The sequence below is a fragment of the Marinomonas sp. genome, from assembly GCF_965225885.1.
Lineage (GTDB): Bacteria > Pseudomonadota > Gammaproteobacteria > Pseudomonadales > Marinomonadaceae > Marinomonas.
Map to the genome: position 1 here is coordinate 1,742,198 of NZ_OZ245329.1, position 17,366 is coordinate 1,759,563.

Below are 17,366 nucleotides of genomic sequence, written 5' to 3' on the forward strand. Positions count from 1 at the left end.
TAATATTACAGATGCAAGAGCGGCTGATAGTTTGAACTACTATTTCTATATCAGATTAAACATAATTTTTTTGAGATGACGATTAAAAGACTAAACCGCTACTTTCTCCACTAATGCTGGTTTGTTCACCATTACCTGAATATCAGTTATCACTGGTGTAGCCATTGGGGCGGTTATTGACTCATGAGCCTTTGTCTGGCTACCAAACAGGATGATTTTGAGAATGCGAAACTCAGTCTTACTAACGTTTCCTAAGTCATTCTTATTTTTTAGTCCAGATTCGAGTGTTTAAATCAAAGTCATCAACAATGTCTGTTAAGAATGTTAGTTGGTTGTAGAATTCCTCCACTACAGAAAATGATGTGGCTGGTGTAAATAGCTCAGGTTCAAAATGGTTTTTACTGGATTCGATTGCAATAAAAAGCATTCCGTCAATAAACGAAATTCGAATTTGATTGCTGAATTTTTGTCTAAATTCAACCAATTTTTCCATTAATTTGGAGGACAAAATATAGCGAGCTTCAATTTGATCTGACGAATACACTTCAAAGAACTCTTCAAATTCGGTGTTCTCTAATTTAACCAGTTGCCCCATCTCATTCGAACCATCACCAAATATAGTACTCACTGAGGAAAAGAATCTACGTTGTGGAACAATAAATAAATGGCAGTCAAAGTTTTTGTTGAAATCGGCAACAAAAAACACGCCTTTAAATATTGTCTTATTTTTAGTGTTTTGATTTCCGTTTGAGTCTCTATTTGTAGTTGTGTGGAAGGACTCCAATTCAGAAAACTCTATTGCCGTATCACCTAGTTTTCCTGATATGTAATCTTCTCCTGAGAAAGAGTTGGCCTCTGTTAAATACAAACGGCTTTTTTTATATAGCTTTGAGTCAATTGACTTATTTGCAGAGAATGTTAAAGAAGGAAAGATAGTACTCAACATCGCATTCATAACTTGCTGTTTATAGTTATAGCGATATTGATTCCAAGTGCTGCGACAATACCCATAATAAAACATGATCATTACCGAAGCTATGCCCATAGAGATTCTTGGATCTAGGCGGTAAGATTCGGTCATTAAATAGGCGATTATGCAAATAATAGGGAGGAGGAGTATTCCAACAAAGATGACATTAATCGATTTTTCACGCATGTCTTCTAGTGGTTTTAATTTCGGTTTGTATTCTGTTTCAAATGCCGTTTCAATTTTTTGTAAATTCATATTAAACTCTAATTAACTGTTGAAAAGTGAGCTCACATTTGGTGTTATTTTCTCAACTTCAGGAATTTCAAACAGCTCACGAGTCTTTAATCCCATACGCTTAGCAAAGAGGTTTGTAGGAAACATTTCTACCGCGTTATTTAAATCATTAATAGTGGCATTAAATGTACGACGAGAAGCTGATATTTGCTCTTCAACTTCATTTAAGGAGCGCTGTAACATTGCGAAGTTTTCACTTGCTTTTAGATCAGGGTAATTCTCAAAAGATAGACGTAAGCTAGTCATTTCTTGGCTGAGTTGCTTATCAATCGAGACTTTTTCACTTTGGGATAAATCCGAGGACGTGCCTTGAGCGCGAAGTTCAGTAATGCGCACTAGCGTTTTACTTTCGTGATCCATGTATGTTTTAACACTGGAAACCAAGTTAGGAATAAGATCAAAACGTTTTTTAAGCATTACATCAATGCTTGATTCTGCGGTATTAGCTGCATTTTTTTTTCTGATTAGTGAGTTGTAGATGCCAATGAGGCAGATTACTACGGCAGAGATAATTAAGATTATGATCAAGGAAGTTAGCATTGGTAGCTCCTAAATGCACATGTTCTAAATGTAAGGTGGAGGTTAGGGTGTGAATTGAAAAATATAATTCAGCTTATGATTCTAAAATTCCTTGGCATTAGGAACTCGTTTAAACTTTGTAAATTGAACTATGATACCAATTGGGCCAAAGATGAATGCAAAACTCCAACATAGCCATAAAGCAAACAGTTTTTTAAAAAATGATCGATCGTTATTGGTTGCTGAGTGATAAAAATAAATGGAGTAAGGGTAGAGTAATGAATTTATTACTATTAAAATTATAGCTTCATAGCCCCAATGAGCGCCTTGAAAAAGCATAAGTAAGCAACTAGTGGCGCTAATAGCGAGTTGAATTAAGAAATAACGAGAAGGGATGCCAAGCAAAATCCATCTATAAAAAGAATTCATAAATTCCATATAATAAGCCTTTGTGATTTGAAAGTCCTTTTGAAGACATTATCTCGTGAAGGTGCGCATAAGTCTACTGAGTTTCAGTTTTTCAGGGAAATTGTTAGACTTGGCAAGGCTCTGCAGGAATACTGGATGTCTTTTAAAGAGTTGCAATGCTGTATGTTGATTTCTCTGAAAGACCTGCAGGGCATGGTCTAGAAGACTGTATTTTTTGTTGTTCTCTCGCTCCAGTTTTTCGTGAATTCTCACTAATTATTTCAGTGTATAACTCCAAAATGATATGTCGTTGGTTGTAAAAAAAATGGCGCTTCGATTCAATGATTATTCAAGATATTCTATTAAATCTATATTTTTTCTTAGGTGAAATTTTTTTGAACTCAGTAGTCAAGATGAGATGTAGTGGCTAAGCAGCTTGGAGGCTATCGAGGTGCACAAGATGCCTATCAATTGATCTTATGGCTAACCCCGAAACATGCGACCAATAAAGATTTAACAGGGAGAAAACGTGTGGCGCTAAATATGCTGCACGATATGGGCCATCAGATACGTTCGTCGTTACATGACGGGTGATAATCCTATCTATATTGAAATGAATAAAGAGCCAAGAAAGCATGGCGTTAATTATGAATATGCTTTGGAGCATGGTGAGAGTAAAGCGAAAGCTATTTTTATGTTTGCTATTTCTTTGCCAAAGCTCCTGCTATTCATGCCTAATTGGTTTGCTCTACTAACCCCTTTCAAACACAAGTGGCCCGAAGAAGTCCACAAATGGACAGGTGAGCGTTGCGATTGGCATTAATAGTCCTTTTCCTAAAGAACTAACCGATTGTTGTTCCAGTCATTGCTCCTATAAAGGATATTTTTTTCGTGAGTCATAATACAAAAACCATCAGCCATTATGAAGACACCGCCTATAATTCGCAGGATTTTCCACCACAAAAACCCCGTAGAGAGCAGGTTTTTTTACGACGCATGATAACTAAGGGCAAGCTGTTTGATTTTTTTCATTCGACAGATACACTCTGTATACTGGCGATAAATGATGTATCGCCCTCAAAAATGGCGCAATATGAAGCCTTTGATGATGGTAATGATCTCTTTTGGAATGAGAAAGTACTCACGCATTCTGGGTATGTATTTTGGGGACGGGTGTATAATTTTATAGCTACTCTTTCAAAAGCTTGCCTTTTGTACATGTTACCCTTGTCTTATACTGTGGCTGTATTGATGTGGATATTTGATGATAACGTATCTAATAGTGAAACTTATGGGTTTATACTGGGTCTTACTATATATGGTCTTCTGCCGAGTCTGTTAGTCTATGGCCATTTAAGATTGGTCATATCAGGACACGAATACTTGGCGCCTTTTCTAAAAATCCAAAGGGTTTTCCAATTAGACCGGACCACGGGCATGGTGACTTTATACAAAAAAGGGAAACCATACTTTACCCATCCTTTTATAGAGTTTGACTGTGTGCTCATGTCCGCGCCAACACATCAGGGTTTGTTAAATTATTCGTTAGTTCTTATACATCGTTACCACAACTACTCTGTTGGCGTACCGCTAGGAGCAGTTAGATTAGGCCCTAATGAAAAGGTTATAGAATATTTGCGTTTTTGGAATATGATTCAGCGTTATATGGATATTAGCCAGCCATTACCCGATATCATGATGTTAGAAGGGGTCCGTCAATATGACCCCACCACCATTACTTACGACAAAGAACATAATCGTAACCCAAGATATTGGCGTGACATGACACAAGAAGAATTTGTCGCCCAACTCAACGAAATACACGCTGAAAACCAAGTTACAGATTGTGTAGGTGAAATCATCGATATTTTTAAAGTCCCTAAGCCGTTACCCAAAAAGCACAACAAGAAAAAATAGCTAATAGACTCGGTGGATATGAACACTTATCAAGATCAAGATGCGAATGACACACCGAAGAAAGATGTATTTCATATAAATTTTTCTGTGGAGCGGGTGGTTTTGTATGATGAGGACCTGATTTTAACATTGGGGTTTTGGTATGCTCTCCTGTGAGATTGGCACTAGGCTCGTTACTCGTTGATTAATATAACTAGCCAGCTGGTGTTTACTCTAGCTGGCTTTTTTATGTCTGTTCATCAAACCGTCATGGCGAGTCTTTACCCTGAAGTGAGAATTATAAAATGCACTGATGTGCCATTTCACAAAGGGGTGGAAAATGACAAGTAAAATTTGGTTGGCGAGTTTGGTTTCTGTTGGAGTTTTGTCGGGGTGTGCAAGTAACTCGATGACAACGCCGACGTCTAGTTTTACAGAGAGCTTTCCAATGCAAGGTAGTGAGTTACCTTACTCTGTGTTACGTGATGATCTGATTGATGGTAAAACGAATCAGCCATTTGAAATTCGTAATGGTGGTTTTGGCTCGGCAATGACGGCAAATCCAAATCAAGCGAATCAGTTTTATGCCCTAACTGACCGTGGCCCAAATGCTAACTATAGTGGCGATTACGGCAAGGGCAAAAGTTTCCCTGTTGCCTCTTACACTCCTCGTATTGGTCTTTTCGAAGTAGCCGAAGATGGCTCAGTTTCTAAGGTAAAAAGCATTTTGTTGAAACGCCCAGAAGGCAGTTTGATTTCTGGTTTACCAAATACTTCTGCTTTAGGTGGAACCGGTGAAACGCCTTATCATGCGGATGGCAAACCAGTTTTAGTGAACGACAATAAGCCTTACGACAAGACAACTAATCCGATTAAATTGGACGATTACGGTTTGGATGGCGAAGGTTTAGTTGCACTTAAAGACGGGACTTTCTGGGTCAGTGATGAATATGGTCCACACATTGTTCATTTCGACAGTAACGGTGTTGAAATTGGCCGTATTAATGCGTTTAAAGACGATGCTCGCGATGTCTACCATCTTCCGGCCGTATTCCAGCATCGCCGTGCCAACCGAGGAATGGAAGGTTTAGCGATCACGCCAGATGAGACCACCTTAGTGGGCATCATGCAGTCAACCATGCAGAACCCAGATAAAGCCGCGCAAAAAGGCACCTTGACTCGTATTGTTACGGTTAACTTAACGAATGGTCAAACTGAGCAATATTTGTATCGCCAAGAAAAATCTGAAAATTCCAATTCTGAAATTTCGACGTTAACGGCAAATACGTTTTTGGTTATCGAACGTGATGGCGCTTTTCTTTTCGGAGGCCCAGATGGCGAATCGAAAGCTAAGCCAAATGCACAAAAACATATTTATCGTATTGATTTAAGAACAGGAACCTCGCTTTCTTCGGTTGCTGAGTCCAGTTCAATCAAGCGCGATAAAAGTCATGGTTTGATGGTTGATGGGCTGACTTTGGAGCAGTTCGTGAACCAAAATGGTTGGGAAGCGTTAGCGGTAAAAGGCATTAATCCAGTAAGTAAAACGCTAGTTGTGGATATGGTGAAAGCTGCTTCTTACCCACATGACAAAATGGAAGGTTTGTGGGTGATTGATGAACATCATCTTGGCGTGCTGAATGATGATGATTTCGCTACTTGGTCGACCAAAGGCAAATTGGAACAAAAACACCTTGATAAAAACACTGTTGACTCGAATCGACTTTACATTATTAAAGCAGATTTGATGGGAAATTAATCGATTTTAGCGGTTTAAAAAATGTTTTAAACAAAGGGATGCCAAAGAGCATTCCTTTTTATTTAACTGTACTAATGTCAAAAATTGAGTACCTTAATAAGACGGTTTTTATTCTTCCCATTATGGCGTTTGTCCTAAGCAAGATCGTATGAATTTAGAAGCGTTATTTGTTATTGCTCCCTTTAGTTGGAGTTCAATTGCGACGGCGATTTTTTGTGGCGTGATTGTCGGCTTAGAGCGTCAGTTGAGAGGCAAGCCGGTAGGAATCAGAACGTCGGCGTTAATTGTATTGGGAACATATGTGTTTATTACTTCGTCTATGTTTGTCGCCGCTGAAACGACTGATCCATCACGAATTATAGGACAGGTGATCACGGGTATTGGCTTTCTTGGTGCTGGTGTTATGTTGTCTAAGGACGGTGCGGTTATTGGCGTTACGTCTGCTGCGACGATCTGGACACTTGCTGCAATTGGAGTGTGCATTGCCATTATTGGTTCTTATGTGGCGATAAAGCTGTCGGTTATTGTGGTCGCTATTTTATATGGTGTGGACATTCTTGAAGGATACTCGTCGAACTTGACTCGTGGCGTGCATTCCAAATACAGCCGTTGGCGTAAAAGAGATGAATAAATTGAGGAGAGGTGAGGGCTAGGTTATCGAGTTAGTAATCTTCGTGAGGAAATGGATTTTTATGCCATTCATGCTTATATTGCAAAAACTTATTGGGCAGAAGGTATTCCTAAAGAAACGTTTAAAAAAACGCTGGATAACTCGTTGTGCTTTGGCTTTTTTTCGATTGAAGGAAAGCAAGTTGGTTTCGCTCGAATGATCGCCGATCAAGCAACCTTTGTCTATTTAGCAGATGTGTTTATTTATGAAGCACACCGTGGCAAGGGTTATCAAAATGGCTTATGCAAGAAGTTCATGATCACCCATCATTACAGGGTTTGCGCCGAATTTTATTAGCAACACGTGACGCTCATGGTCTGTATGAAAAGTTTGGGTATACACCGCTGAACAACCCTGTCACTTTCATGCAGAAATGGCAGCCTAATATTTATAATAAGTTGCCGGATTCTCAATGAAAAAAGACAAAATCTAGTAAGTCACTTTTTACACTCGCATAACGCACTAATAAATCGATGCATTGTGCTAAATTCATGGGCTATTTTGTTAAGTGTTTAAAGGAAAGTTCGATGAGAATAAAAAATTCAGTTGTGGTATTTGGTGCTTTGCTGACTGCTTTGGCTACTGCGCCAGCAATGGCTGCAACCTTTGAAGTGCCAAGATCTTTTGAAATTATGTATGTTGATCTTGAAAGTGCTAGTCAGTTTGGCAATGACTTCAAAGTCGATATTGATGAGGGACAGCATCAGATCGTTGTGCGTTTCAATAAATTGCTACGCAGTGGCGGCGATACTGAGAATTTTCAATCTGAGCCAATTGTGCTGGATTTACAATTCGAAAAGAACGCTTACTTAACGTTGAAAGCGCCTTATATTTCAACGAAAAAACAAGCTGAGAGCAATGCGAAAGACCCACAATTTACCATTTATGATGATGTAAACGGTCAAGATGTTGATTACAAAAAACAAAATCTGGCGACTAAATCTGGCCTTCAGAACACTCGTGATTACGTAACAGAAATTGAGCGTTTAACAGCGAAAAACACACTGAGTAATGTTTCCTCAGGCTCAAGCCCAGTCCCTGCCCCTATTCTAATGACAGAAGACGTTGCATTAGAAATGATGCAGTTTTGGTATAACCGATCGGATGAAGCGACTCGCAAAGATGCTCGGATCTGGATCGCGGATGATATGTATAAACCGACAGTGGCTAACATTCAGTTGGAAATGTTTCAATTTTGGTTCAAGAAAGCAGATAAAGAAGCGAAGAAAAGTTTTCAAGCTTGGCTCGTTGAATAATGGTTATGTAGCAAAAAAAACGCCCAATTCAAATTGGGCGTTTTTTTTTGATCTATTTCACTTTGACTAAGTTATCGCTTGTGCTTTGGTGTGCTTTTGATTGAACTTATCGTTTACTAAAAGTGCCAATAATATAATCCCACCACCAATAGCTAGACGTATAATGTCGGCATCTCGGTTCCAGAAAACCACGTTAACAATAATACCGGCAGGAATTAGTAGGTTGTTGGCAACAGCTAAAGTGCCGATGTTTACCATGGTTGCGCCTTTGTTCCACGCGAAATAGCCCAAACCCGACGCGACAATGCCTAGATACACCAGAATAGACCACTGAAGTGTGGTGGTTGGTAACTTTTCAAGATTTCCGAATATCATGTAGCATGGAACAACCACGGCTAAAGCGCCGATAAAAAACCAACCGAAGACAGTTCTTTGAGGTAGGTCTGGGCGCTCTTTGGCAATAACGCGTTTGTAACCAACTTGACCGGAGGCAAAGCAAATATTTGCACCTTGTACTATCAGTAAGCCCTTAATAAAACCTTCATCGATTCCTTGGTAGCGTATGGCAACGGCACCAAGAATGGCTAAGATTGCGCTGATGGCAAAGCCTACATTAAGACGACGGTCTAGCATGTCATTGATAAGCGTGACATACAGAGGCGTCATTACGGTAAATAGTAGAACTTCAGGAACCGATAGGTATAAGAAGGATTGGTAATAAAAGCAGTACATAATACCCAGTTGTAATGCCCCGCAAACCATTAATTTGAAAGCTATTTTAGCTTCAATTTGGCGGAGCTTTAAAAAGGGTAAAAAGACCATGGTTGCGAGAGCTACTCGCATTAATACTGAAAACCAAGCATCCACTTGACCGGCTAGATAAACCCCAATCAAGCTAAATGAAAAAGCCCAAAGTACAGTGACGGCAATAAGTATTGGCATGGCTATTAATTCCAAATGAAAATTTTCGCAAAGTTTACCGATTAATTGAGCTTTGGTAAATTAGTTTACTTTCATATTTTGTTAGGTTTACTACTGTGATAAATACCGTCAATTTTTATTGATATCCTTTTTATCTGCAATATTGAATGAAAAGCGATTTAATTTGAGTAATTGGCCTTTTATTGATCTAACCCGTATACCACCTATATTGCTCTTTGAACAAGTGTCAAACCTTGATCTAGGTTAATAATTTAATCTCTCATCCTGTTACCTTTTTTGTCACAGACATATTGTTTGACCTAAAAAAGGAATCGATTATGAAAGCTTTACTTCCTGTTGCTCTTGTTTCTGCACTTTGTTCATCTGTGGCGTTGGCTCATAACGCGGGCGATATTTTTGTTCGTGGCGGTCTTGCGACCGTAATGCCAAATGAAAGCAGTGATAATGTGTCGGGGACGGGTGAATTTGAGGTTGATAATAATACGCAGATTGGTCTGACCTTGTCATACATGTTGACGGATCAGTTTGGGGTTGAGTTATTAGCAGCGACACCTTTCACTCATACCGTATCTACTAAAGGTTTGGGAGATATTGCTGAAGTATCGCATTTACCACCTTCAGTAATGGCACAATATTATTTTGGCCAGGCTAATAGCCAAGTTCGTCCTTATGTTGGTGCTGGCTTGAATTACACTGTTTTCTTTGATGAGAAAAGCGAAGGAAAACTTGCTGGTAAAGATGTGGATCTTGATAACTCTTTTGGCTTGGCGGCCCAAGTGGGTGTTGACGTGAACTTTGCTGAAAACTGGTTTGCAAATGCGTCACTTTGGTACATGGATATTAATACCGATGTTCATGTTGAGGGCGAGAGCCAGAGCTTTAACACGGATCTTGATCCTATTACCTTTATGGCCAGTGTTGGTTATACCTTCTAGTTTGGTTATACCTTCTGGTAAAGAGTGGGTTAGGAAAAACGAAGGCTTTGATGTTGAATCAAAGCCTTTTTTATTGTGCTATTTCATCGGATTAGGGTAGGCTTTCCCATTTAAAATTACTCTGGAAAAATGATGTCCTTAACTTTTATCTCTGAGTTTGAATCTTGCTGCCGGACTTTTTTACAGACTCAAGGTTATGTCGATGCGGCTCATGATATGAATCATATTTTTCGTGTCGTAAAAGTGGCAAAGCAATTAGTACGAGAAGAGAAGGCTGATTTAGCCGTTGTTGTGCCAGCCGCTTGGTTACATGATTGTGTGTCGTTACCTAAAAATCATCCTGAGCGTTATTTGGCTTCGTCCATGGCAGGTGATAAAGCCGTAGAGTTCCTGTCTTCAATTAACTATCCAAGTCATTATTACGATGCGATTCATCATGCTATTTGCGCGCATAGCTTTAGTGCCAATATTTCACCCAATAGCCTAGAAGCCAAAATCCTTCAAGACGCAGATCGCTTAGATGCATTGGGCGCCGTGGGGATTGCTCGATGCATGCAAGTCAGTGGCGCACTTAATCGTGTTTTGTATGCGTCAGAGGATCCATTTTGTGAAAATCGACAGCCCGACGATTCTCTGTACTCAGTCGATCATTTTTATAATAAATTATTCCGCATCGCCAACAGTTTACATACAGTTTCTGCTCAGTTGGAAGGGAAGAGGCGAGAAGCTGTAATGCGTGTTTTTTTGGAGCAGTTATCGTTAGAAATCTAACGCAAACTGCTGTATTTGCTGTATTCATGTTCCCGGTTTGTGGTTGATTCTGTTCAAATTAGTCAGCATTTTCTGTCCAATTTCCAAGAATTTTTTCAGTTCCTCATCACTAATATCTGTCCGCATTTTTGTCAAAATCGCATGGTCAGCACTGGCCAATTGCTGGTAACACTCTAAACCTTTATCCGTTAGTTGAAGAAACTGGCTGCGTTTGTCATTCGGGTTGGGCGTTTTTATCACATATCCATGGTTCATCACTTCATGTACTAACCGAGTGATTTGACCTTTGTCCCTTTCTGTTGATTCAGCAAGGTGATGCGCTGTGCAGTTCTCTATGTCATGAATTTGTTTTAGCACCATGAAGTACAGCGGGGAAAGCGGTAGACCTATTTCTTTCATAGTGTCTTTCATTGAGTTTTTTAAACCGCCAATAGTATTGATAAAGAGTGATTGCAGTTCAGATTCATAATTATGCATGACGATTTCCAGTTGTTGATAAAGTCAACTTAATTTAATATAGTTGACTTTGTCAATATAGTTTATTGTTTTAGCCTTATCATTCACTGAGAGAAGATCTATGTCAAAAATTGTTCAAAAAATTGCTGTTATTGCTAGTCTAGTTATTGTTTTTGGTGGATTTTTAACCTTCTTAATGACTTGGAAAAATATTGGGTTCTCCGATAACTTTATGCTCACCTGGCTAACGTCTTTTGCTTTGTGTGTTTTATGTATTGCTCCTATTGGTGGTGTGATTGCATTTTTAGTTCATCGATTTGTTAATTCTGTTCTTCATAACTTGTCGCCACTAAAACAAAACATTTGTTTTGGGCTTGTCATGGCGGTAGTCATGGAATCTATCATGGCCATTGTTACAACCGTCAATATACATGGCTTTATGGTACTGAAAGAGTTTGTGGATTTTTGGCTTGTCACATTTGTTTCAGCGCTACCGGCCGGATTGGTTATTTCTGTGTTGATGTCTCTTGTTATTAAGCCCAAACTAGCCGCTTTCTGGGCTAAGGCTGCATAATTCTGCTGAACGTTTTCAGCTGTTTAGGATGTAAAGGGCACTGCCTGCTTAATTTGAGTTATCAAAGTTGTCCTTTTTAGTTTTAAACTATGGTCGGGCAGGCAATGATGGGGTTGCTTTTTATTGGTAAAGGTTTGCTGCAACAGTCGAATGAATGCTGTTCGTTGTTACTAATTTAAGCCGTGCCAAAAGAAAACCATAAAGTGATATAGACGCTAAGCCAATCTGATAAGACGTCTTGTTAGCCACTAAAAACGCCTTTTTTTTATTCGGTGAGGTTTTTTAGCTAGGCAAATAGCAAGTAACAGTTGCCCTGCTCTATGCCAACCGTCGCTTTTTTAAGGTGGCTACCCTGGCACGGGCCAGTAATACACGTGCCGTCTAATGGAGAAAATAGGGCGCCGTGATGGTGGCATTTTAAGTAATCGCCTTCTTCATCGAGCGCCGAATCAGAAGATAAGTTAAGTTGCTTTTTTTGATGAGGACATAGGTTCTCATAAGCAAGAATTTGCCCCTTATGCTTGGTGACTAAGAAGTTATTTTTTTCTATTTTGATATTTAATGCTTTTCCTTCAGGAAGGTTTTGCGCATTAGGTATAAGGTATTTATTAAACACGTGATTACCGCACTTTTTTATAATGAATGTTGTTTACTTCAATAGAATTGACGCTTTCCATAATCATGCGAACTAGAGTGATAACAAAAAATATCACATTCTAGTGGTGTTTTCTTTCAATTCTAACGCTGACTGAGTGAATAAAGTTCAACAAAATGTCAGTTAAATAAACTTTCCGTGAGCGCAGACTCTAAAGTGCTATGATGATTGAGTCAATATGCAAGAATTGAGTTAGTTGTTTTTTGATCGTTGCTTGAGCTCCGTAAGCTACTTATAATCGCTCGCTATGACTAAAAAAACTCTGGCGAAATCTTCACGTAAGCCCCCAACTCGAAAGAAAAAAACACCTAGATCTTCCTTGTTGAAGAGGATGTTTCGTTTCTGCTTTAAATGGGGACTCATTATTAGTCTAGTCGGCAGTATTCCTTTTGCTGGCTGGGTGTGGTGGTTAAACGGACAGGTTGTTAGTCGATTTGAAGGGCAGAAGTGGCAAGTGCCTTCAGAAGTGTATAGCGCACCTATTATTTTATCGCGAGGGGCGCCTTGGAAAAAACAAGACCTCGAAAACTTATTGGAAGAAACCGGCTATCGATTTGGTCGAAACAGTCAGAATGTTGGCTGGGCTGCACGCAGTCGAACAAAAGTCAGCGCACATTTACGTTCCTATGTTGACCATTTGGGGTTTCATGAAAGCGAAAGGCGCATCTTTTCGTTCCAAGATGGTCGTTTAGTGATTCAAGCATTGAACGGCGATGAAATAGACGAGGCACGAATTGAGCCGCAGCGTATTGGTTTCTTGTATGGTGGTAATACGGAAAGCCGTCAAATTTTAGCCTACGATGATATTCCTAAACCTCTGATCGATATTTTGATTGCTGTAGAGGATCAAGACTTTTATCAGCATTGGGGCATTTCTCCGACTGGTATTGCTCGAGCGGCGCTGATTAATCTAACACATGGCTCTCGACGTCAAGGCGGCTCTACGTTAACTCAACAGCTTGTGAAGAATATGTATTTGAGCTCTGAGCGAACTTACACGCGCAAGTTAACAGAAGTCGTCATGAGCTTGTTGCTTGAATATCATTATTCAAAAGAGGCCATTATCACAGCCTATATGAATGAAGTGTATTTAGCTCAGCTAGGCAGCAGTGCCCTACATGGCTTTGCCGCAGCGAGTCAGCATTTCTTTGGTCGTCCACTTAATGAACTAAATATTGATGAGTTTGCTTTGTTGGTTGGCATGGTTAAAGGTCCATCTCTATATAATCCTGAGCGCTCTCCAAACCGTGCAAAAGGTCGTCGTAATACAGTATTGGCGATATTAAAAAATCAAGGTCGCTTATCTGATGCAGATTATAACAGTCTCATAAAGCAACCTATCCGACTTGCTGATAAGAAAAAACAACGCTCTGTGTTTGGCGACTATCTAGATCTGGTTGCAATGCAATTGTCGCGAGATTTTGACGAGACCACTTTAGCGACGAAAAATTTACGTATTTACACTGGTGTCGATATACGCGCACAGCGAGCAGCAAGTTTAGCGATGCAGCGCCAAGTTGCTACGTTGGAAAGGCGAGACCCGAAACTAAAAGGCTTGCAAGGCGCTATGGTTGTTACCGATAGATTGACGGGGCAAGTACGTGCTGTGGTTGGCTCTAGTGGCCAGAATTATACTGGTTTTAACCGAGCGTTAGGGGCGGTTAGGCCGATCGGCTCATTGGTGAAACCACCGCTGTATTTATCGGCGTTGGCGACGGGGCGCTACACTTGGTGGACCGAAATCGAAGATAAAAAGTTACGCTTTAATGTGGGCGGTCAGGTTTGGGAACCTGAAAACTACGACAGACAGACTCATGGTGTTGTACATCTTTATGAAGCCATGGCCAAATCTTATAACTTAGCAACCGTCTCTTTGGCCAATCAAATTGGCTTTGATCGAGTCGGTGACACCCTGCGGCAGTTAGGCGTGAAACGTCCTTTTACTATGCATCCTGCGATGGCGTTGGGGGCATTAGAATTATCTCCCTTTGAAGTGTCTCGTTTATATCAACCCATAGCTTCTCAAGGAAAGAGTAGTGAATTGGGTGTCGTGCTTGCGGTGATGGACCAAAAAGATCAGCTGATGAAGCGATTTGATCAACACAATGATGTACCTTTTACCGATGCCTTGCTTGCTGTGACCTTGGATGGTATGACAAAAACACCCCAAATAGGCACAGCTCGAGCGGCTCAAGCGGCCTTTCCTGATCTAAATTTTGCCGCGAAAACGGGGACAACGAATCAACAGAAAGACAGCTGGTTTGTTGGTATTACCGGCGATTATTCTTCAACGGTATGGCTTGGTGATGATGATAATGTGCCTTTAAGTATTACTGGCAGCAGTGGTGCAATGAAGGTTTGGGTGGATTTCACCAGAAACGTTAATCCTAGATCTTTGCCCAATACCTTGCCTAATGGAGCAGCTCGTTACAATGTCTTAGACGCTAAATTTGAAATTGCAGCAGACCGCTGTAAAGACAAGGCCTCGCTTGCGTTTATTTTAGGTACTGAACCAAAAGAGAGCACCGCATGTTTTTGGCCTTTCTAGATTCATATATATGAAATTAGAAAAGAAGATTGATAATTACTTAGTTCTTATATAGCCTCTTAGATTGCTAAAAGATAAAAAACGCTTTTTTTAAATGTTTAAGTTATTGTTGTAAAAGGTTATTGGTGCCTTTATGGAAGTTGGATATTAAGGCAGTTGAGGAGAAACTGTCGAGAAAAGGAGTAGGTAAAATACTTCTTAGAAATAACACCACCTTGAGTATGCAAAAGAAAAAAGCTTCGCTTATCGTTTGAATTTTACTTGTAAGGGAGTGGCGCTGTATGAGGCTACACACACACATAGTTTGCTGTTTATTAGCGGTGACTTTTTTTAATATCAGTACTACTTTGGCAGCAGAAGAGCAGTCTTTGTCTTGTGAGTCTCTTACTGCATCCGGTAATTCTGAATATCCTCCTTTTTTGTGGCGAGAGACATCAACGTCCACTGAACTACGTGGCGTTAATCGCCTTATTATTGATGAATTAAGTCGTCGTATTAATATCCCAATTGAGCTTATCCATGTTGGTCCTTGGTCACGAGCCCAAGGCGAAGTAAAAAATGGTCGTGTCGATCTTATGGCGGGTGCTTTTTTTACTAATGAGCGTGCTGACTACATGGATTACTTCACACCAGTGATGCTTCATACGAACAGCGTCGTTTGGCAGCGAAAAGATAAACAGTTCCCATTTAGTAAGAAAGAAGACCTAGTTGGGAAGTGGGGAGTAACCGTTATTAATAACAGTTTTGGTCAGGAGTTTGATCAATACGCTCAACATAATTTGAATATATTAACCGTCGCCAGTTTGTTACAAGCATTACGTATGTTGGCTGCGGATCGTGTTGATTATGTCTTATATGAAAAAAATCCAGCGTATGCCTATGCAACTATGCTTCGCTTGTCCGATGCCATCGTTCCTGTATTGCCTTATATCAGTAGTGAAGGTTTGTATTTGACTATGTCTAAGAAGTCGCCTTGTAATATTAATAGTGTTAAGTACAAAATTGCGGTTGCTTTACAGGAAATGAAGCAAGAAGGTTTTACAGAACAGGCTGTACTTGATGGTGTGCAGGAGTGGGAGGCCCGAAGCCGAAAAGGTGTCGCTTTAAAATAACGACTTGCACTTTAAAAAATGTCCAAAGGGAAATGAGCTGATGTTACCCTTATTCCCTTTGTTTTGCTTTTTAGTGATTATTTTTGATGGATTAAAGATTCATATAGACTGATCCATTGATCTGTAACTGCTTCCCAGCTGTAATCATAATTCATTGCATTTTTCTGTTTTTCTTGCCAACGATTAGTATCATGGAAACATTCAATACTGCGTTCCATTGCTGCTTGCAAAGCTTCTGTTGAGGCTTCTTTGAAAACAAAACCGTTTGCTTTTTCACCTTCCTCAAACACAGTATCCGCTAAACCGCCTGTTTGTCTTACTATAGGTAAGGTTCCGTATTTGAGCGCATAGAGTTGTGTTAAACCACAAGGCTCAAAGCGTGATGGAATGAGTAGGGCGTCGATGCCTGCTTGAAGGCGATGAGAATAATCTTCAAAGTATCCAATACGCACAGAGACTTGGTTTGGATAATTGTTTTGAAGTTCCAAATATTGGCTTTCTAAATATTTATCGCCTGAGCCAAGTACGACTAGTCGAGCACCTTTTTCTAATAGAGCTGGCATAACTTGTAACACAAGATCTAGTCCTTTTTGTTCTGTTAGTCGACTAACAACACCAAAGACTGGCTGGTTAAGATCTTCTGACAGGCTATTTTCTTGTAATAAAGCCAGCTTGTTAGACTGTTTTTGACTGAGTGTGTCAATACCGTAATTACGTGGAATTAGTGCGTCTTTCTCTGGCGACCATTGGTCGTAGTCAACACCATTTAAAATACCGACTAACTTGTTTTGCATTGCTCTTAGGGTGCCATCTAGTCCGTCTCCATATTCTGGTGTGAGAATTTCTTGGGCATAAGTAGCGCTGACTGTGGTGATCGCATTTGCGTAGACTAAACCCGCTTTAAGACCAGAGAATCGGCCATAAAACTCCATGCCGTGCATACTGAGTAATTCTGGTGATAAATGCATGGCTGAAAATTGATTCATGTCAAAACTACCGTTATAACGTAAATTGTGTACGGTCGTGACAACAGGGATATGTGCTGTTTTCCAGCTTTCAAGGTAAGCAGCGGCAAAGCCGGTTTGCCAATCATTCAAATGCAGAATGTCTGCTTGCCAATTCATAAGGTGTCCATGAAGCGCTAATGTAGCGGCAGCCCATGATAGCGCAGCAAAGCGTATATGATTATCTTCGAAGTCTAGACCGTTTCTATCGACGTAAGGCCCGTCTTCACGTTCATAAAGAGCTTGGCATTGTAATAGCCAAATTGGGGTATCGTTTTCGGGGATATGAGTTTCAAGAAGTAACAAATCTCCAACCCCAAATGGATTTCCTAGGTTGATACTCTTTTGAATTGGCGCTACCTTTTCTAATATGCCTTGGTATGCGGGCATGATCAGTTTGACATCGTGGCCTTTTTTTCTCAAAGCAACGGGAAGGGCGCCAGCTACATCGGCTAATCCACCTGTTTTGATTAAGGGATAAATTTCGGAGGCAGCAAATAGTATTTTCATTAATAGGCATCTTATTGATTTGGAATAATGATAAGAGTATACCTAAATGAAACTTCGAATAGCGTGTGTTGATAAAAATTTTAAGGG

18 protein-coding genes are annotated in these 17,366 nt (G+C 40.1%); 11 read left to right on the top strand and 7 right to left on the bottom strand.

Translation table 11 applies throughout. The features are described from left to right. Positions 1-262 precede the first annotated feature (262 nt). The 3 genes from ACO05V_RS08240 to ACO05V_RS08250 form a co-directional block, all read right to left on the bottom strand. Complete coding sequence (locus ACO05V_RS08240) at positions 263-1,225, bottom strand: DUF3137 domain-containing protein (RefSeq protein WP_421849514.1); 963 nt, start codon at positions 1,223-1,225, stop codon at positions 263-265. 12 nt (positions 1,226-1,237) lie between these two features. After that, on the bottom strand, positions 1,238-1,804 hold the full coding sequence (locus ACO05V_RS08245) for a LemA family protein (protein WP_421849517.1): 567 nt from the start codon (positions 1,802-1,804) through the stop codon (positions 1,238-1,240). An 81-nt stretch (positions 1,805-1,885) separates the two neighbouring features. Further along, positions 1,886-2,221: a hypothetical protein gene (locus tag ACO05V_RS08250; RefSeq protein ID WP_421849520.1), complete on the bottom strand. Its 336-nt coding sequence runs from the start codon at positions 2,219-2,221 to the stop codon at positions 1,886-1,888. Between the two features lie 553 nt (positions 2,222-2,774). Between ACO05V_RS08250 and ACO05V_RS08255 the strand changes: the two genes are divergently transcribed. The 6 genes from ACO05V_RS08255 (at position 2,775) to ACO05V_RS08280 (ending at position 7,772) form a co-directional block, all read left to right on the top strand. Further along, complete coding sequence (locus ACO05V_RS08255; RefSeq protein ID WP_421849523.1) at positions 2,775-3,014, top strand: hypothetical protein; 240 nt, start codon at positions 2,775-2,777, stop codon at positions 3,012-3,014. A 68-nt stretch (positions 3,015-3,082) separates the two neighbouring features. After that, positions 3,083-4,108: a hypothetical protein gene (locus ACO05V_RS08260; RefSeq protein ID WP_421849526.1), complete on the top strand. Its 1,026-nt coding sequence runs from the start codon at positions 3,083-3,085 to the stop codon at positions 4,106-4,108. A gap of 319 nt (positions 4,109-4,427) precedes the next feature. After that, positions 4,428-5,846 (top strand): esterase-like activity of phytase family protein, encoded by a 1,419-nt coding sequence (locus tag ACO05V_RS08265; RefSeq protein ID WP_421849529.1) that lies wholly within the window; start codon positions 4,428-4,430, stop codon positions 5,844-5,846. Between the two features lie 148 nt (positions 5,847-5,994). Then, complete coding sequence (locus tag ACO05V_RS08270; protein WP_421849533.1) at positions 5,995-6,477, top strand: MgtC/SapB family protein; 483 nt, start codon at positions 5,995-5,997, stop codon at positions 6,475-6,477. Between the two features lie 51 nt (positions 6,478-6,528). Beyond that, positions 6,529-6,813 carry a GNAT family N-acetyltransferase gene (locus ACO05V_RS08275; RefSeq protein WP_421849536.1) on the top strand — a complete coding sequence of 95 codons (285 nt, stop codon included), beginning with the start codon at positions 6,529-6,531 and terminating at the stop codon, positions 6,811-6,813. A 230-nt stretch (positions 6,814-7,043) separates the two neighbouring features. Continuing rightward, the gene (locus ACO05V_RS08280; RefSeq protein ID WP_421849539.1) at positions 7,044-7,772 is read left to right on the top strand and encodes a DUF2057 family protein; all 729 of its coding nucleotides are present in this window, start codon (positions 7,044-7,046) and stop codon (positions 7,770-7,772) included. A gap of 66 nt (positions 7,773-7,838) precedes the next feature. Here ACO05V_RS08280 and ACO05V_RS08285 read toward each other — a convergent pair whose 3' ends face one another. Then, the gene (locus ACO05V_RS08285) at positions 7,839-8,714 is read right to left on the bottom strand and encodes a carboxylate/amino acid/amine transporter (RefSeq protein WP_421849541.1); all 876 of its coding nucleotides are present in this window, start codon (positions 8,712-8,714) and stop codon (positions 7,839-7,841) included. A 317-nt stretch (positions 8,715-9,031) separates the two neighbouring features. On the opposite strand from ACO05V_RS08285, the gene ACO05V_RS08290 reads away from it, so the two are divergent. Beyond that, positions 9,032-9,649, top strand: coding sequence for an OmpW family outer membrane protein (locus tag ACO05V_RS08290; protein WP_421849544.1), 618 nt, complete (start codon positions 9,032-9,034; stop codon positions 9,647-9,649). Positions 9,650-9,781: 132 nt separating this feature from the next. Beyond that, positions 9,782-10,420, top strand: a complete 639-nt coding sequence (locus ACO05V_RS08295) for an HD domain-containing protein (protein WP_421849547.1) — start codon at positions 9,782-9,784, stop codon at positions 10,418-10,420. 24 nt (positions 10,421-10,444) lie between these two features. On the opposite strand, the gene ACO05V_RS08300 is transcribed toward ACO05V_RS08295, so the two are convergent. After that, the gene (locus ACO05V_RS08300) at positions 10,445-10,897 is read right to left on the bottom strand and encodes a MarR family winged helix-turn-helix transcriptional regulator (RefSeq protein WP_421849550.1); all 453 of its coding nucleotides are present in this window, start codon (positions 10,895-10,897) and stop codon (positions 10,445-10,447) included. A gap of 100 nt (positions 10,898-10,997) precedes the next feature. Here ACO05V_RS08300 and ACO05V_RS08305 point away from each other — a divergent pair, with 100 nt between their 5' ends. Beyond that, a complete protein-coding gene (locus ACO05V_RS08305) occupies positions 10,998-11,450 on the top strand; it encodes a DUF2798 domain-containing protein (RefSeq protein ID WP_421849554.1) in 453 nt (150 codons plus the stop codon). Between the two features lie 286 nt (positions 11,451-11,736). Here ACO05V_RS08305 and ACO05V_RS08310 read toward each other — a convergent pair whose 3' ends face one another. Beyond that, positions 11,737-12,066, bottom strand: coding sequence for a Rieske (2Fe-2S) protein (locus ACO05V_RS08310; RefSeq protein ID WP_421849557.1), 330 nt, complete (start codon positions 12,064-12,066; stop codon positions 11,737-11,739). A 370-nt stretch (positions 12,067-12,436) separates the two neighbouring features. Between ACO05V_RS08310 and ACO05V_RS08315 the strand changes: the two genes are divergently transcribed. Both ACO05V_RS08315 and ACO05V_RS08320 read left to right on the top strand, forming a co-directional pair. Next, entirely contained in the window at positions 12,437-14,653 is a 2,217-nt protein-coding gene (locus ACO05V_RS08315; RefSeq protein ID WP_421849560.1) for a transglycosylase domain-containing protein, read from the top strand. 281 nt (positions 14,654-14,934) lie between these two features. Continuing rightward, positions 14,935-15,765, top strand: coding sequence for a substrate-binding periplasmic protein (locus ACO05V_RS08320; RefSeq protein ID WP_421849563.1), 831 nt, complete (start codon positions 14,935-14,937; stop codon positions 15,763-15,765). 77 nt (positions 15,766-15,842) lie between these two features. Here ACO05V_RS08320 and glgA read toward each other — a convergent pair whose 3' ends face one another. Continuing rightward, the gene (gene glgA, locus ACO05V_RS08325) at positions 15,843-17,279 is read right to left on the bottom strand and encodes a glycogen synthase GlgA (protein ID WP_421849566.1); all 1,437 of its coding nucleotides are present in this window, start codon (positions 17,277-17,279) and stop codon (positions 15,843-15,845) included. Positions 17,280-17,366 lie beyond the last annotated feature (87 nt).

Bases quoted from the DNA above. Each gene is read 5' to 3' on its own strand.
- ACO05V_RS08240 (WP_421849514.1), bottom strand. From the start codon at position 1,225: ATGAATTTACAAAAAATTGAAACGGCATTTGAAACAGAATACAAACCG.
- ACO05V_RS08245 (WP_421849517.1), bottom strand. From the start codon at position 1,804: ATGCTAACTTCCTTGATCATAATCTTAATTATCTCTGCCGTAGTAATC.
- ACO05V_RS08250 (WP_421849520.1), bottom strand. From the start codon at position 2,221: ATGGAATTTATGAATTCTTTTTATAGATGGATTTTGCTTGGCATCCCT.
- ACO05V_RS08255 (WP_421849523.1), top strand. From the start codon at position 2,775: ATGACGGGTGATAATCCTATCTATATTGAAATGAATAAAGAGCCAAGA.
- ACO05V_RS08265 (WP_421849529.1), top strand. From the start codon at position 4,428: ATGACAAGTAAAATTTGGTTGGCGAGTTTGGTTTCTGTTGGAGTTTTG.
- ACO05V_RS08270 (WP_421849533.1), top strand. From the start codon at position 5,995: ATGAATTTAGAAGCGTTATTTGTTATTGCTCCCTTTAGTTGGAGTTCA.
- ACO05V_RS08275 (WP_421849536.1), top strand. From the start codon at position 6,529: ATGGATTTTTATGCCATTCATGCTTATATTGCAAAAACTTATTGGGCA.
- ACO05V_RS08280 (WP_421849539.1), top strand. From the start codon at position 7,044: ATGAGAATAAAAAATTCAGTTGTGGTATTTGGTGCTTTGCTGACTGCT.
- ACO05V_RS08285 (WP_421849541.1), bottom strand. From the start codon at position 8,714: ATGCCAATACTTATTGCCGTCACTGTACTTTGGGCTTTTTCATTTAGC.
- ACO05V_RS08290 (WP_421849544.1), top strand. From the start codon at position 9,032: ATGAAAGCTTTACTTCCTGTTGCTCTTGTTTCTGCACTTTGTTCATCT.
- ACO05V_RS08295 (WP_421849547.1), top strand. From the start codon at position 9,782: ATGTCCTTAACTTTTATCTCTGAGTTTGAATCTTGCTGCCGGACTTTT.
- ACO05V_RS08300 (WP_421849550.1), bottom strand. From the start codon at position 10,897: ATGCATAATTATGAATCTGAACTGCAATCACTCTTTATCAATACTATT.
- ACO05V_RS08305 (WP_421849554.1), top strand. From the start codon at position 10,998: ATGTCAAAAATTGTTCAAAAAATTGCTGTTATTGCTAGTCTAGTTATT.
- ACO05V_RS08315 (WP_421849560.1), top strand. From the start codon at position 12,437: ATGTTTCGTTTCTGCTTTAAATGGGGACTCATTATTAGTCTAGTCGGC.
- ACO05V_RS08320 (WP_421849563.1), top strand. From the start codon at position 14,935: ATGAGGCTACACACACACATAGTTTGCTGTTTATTAGCGGTGACTTTT.
- glgA (WP_421849566.1), bottom strand. From the start codon at position 17,279: ATGAAAATACTATTTGCTGCCTCCGAAATTTATCCCTTAATCAAAACA.